This is a genomic window from Campylobacter concisus, from assembly GCF_902460415.1.
Taxonomy (GTDB): Bacteria; Campylobacterota; Campylobacteria; order Campylobacterales; family Campylobacteraceae; genus Campylobacter_A; species Campylobacter_A concisus_Y.
Genome location: NZ_CABPTY010000015.1, coordinates 1 through 1,157 on the forward strand (window position 1 = coordinate 1; position 1,157 = coordinate 1,157).

At 41.2% G+C, this 1,157-nt stretch carries 2 protein-coding genes; both read left to right on the forward strand.

What is annotated here, in order from left to right:
• A partial coding sequence (locus FZ940_RS09365; protein ID WP_262367637.1) for a DNA topoisomerase occupies positions 1-953 on the forward strand: 953 nt, incomplete at its 5' end.
• Position 954: 1 nt separating this feature from the next.
• Positions 955-1,157, forward strand: a 203-nt coding sequence (locus FZ940_RS09370; RefSeq protein ID WP_187422171.1) for a hypothetical protein, incomplete at its 3' end; no start/stop codon positions are given.

The following is a 1,157-nucleotide window of genomic DNA, read 5'->3' on the forward strand; positions in this document are numbered from 1 at the left end:
GTATAAGCCACGTGCATGGTTACGGCGAGATAGATGAGATCGCCGGGCGCGAAAGCCTAAGCGATGACGAAAAATCGCTTTATGAGCTCATTTTTCTAAATTCAGTCCTAAGCCAAGCCAAAAATGCCGTAAACGAGAACAAAACATACGACATAGACGTCAAGGCTCTAAGCTTTAAGGCCAAGACCGGCAAATGCATTTATAAAGGCTTTAAGGGGGCTTTGAAAGAGCAAGCGGACGATGAAGACGAACAAGATAAAGACGTAGCCCAAATAGAGCTAAATTTAAATCAAGGCGACGAAGTCGAGGTGCTAGGCTTCGAGCTACAAGAAGTTAAAAAGCAAGCTCCGCAGCACTACAAGGAAAGCAATTTTATCTCCCTTTTAGAAAAAGAGGGCATCGGTAGGCCAAGCACGTATGCTACGTTTCTGCCTACGCTTTTAAAGCGGGAATTCGTAGTTATCGAAACCAAAGGCAAAAATCAAAACATAGTGGCCACCGGCAAAGGGATAAGTTTCATCGAAAGTGTTAAGGCGAATGACGAGTGGATCACGCAAAGCGAATTTACAAAGCAAATGGAAGGCGTGCTAGACGAGATAAGCGACGGCAAAGTAAATTATCTCGATTTTATAAAGCCGCTGCACGAGAAAATGGGCTTTAAAGAGCTAAATAGCGGTGAGACCAAACCTCCGAGCGAAGCCCAGCTAAATTTTGCGAAAAGTATAGCTTCGGATTTAAAAATAGCATTGCCGAACGGCATAGAAGCAGACTGGAAAATTTGCTCGGATTTTATAAATAAAAATAAAGATAAAGCCATCCGCCCGCCGAGCGACAAACAAATCAAACTAGCGCAAGATCTAGCAAAAGACAAAAAGCTGGAGCTACCCAAAGGTTACGACACCGATCTGAAAATTTGTAAGGCGTTTATAGAAAAGGCATTGAAGAGGAAATAACATGGTTGTGGACAACACCGAAATCTTTTTTCGTGTTTGCCGTAAAGCGACAATCGATAAAGAGCAAGATATAGCCGGGATTTATTTCGGTAAAAAATATAAGGATACGTTAAACCCTGTATTTTTTGATATTTTTAAAAAATACAGGAGAAACTTAGAAAGTCGTTATGAGTGTATTATCGGCAAAGATGAATTTATATGCTT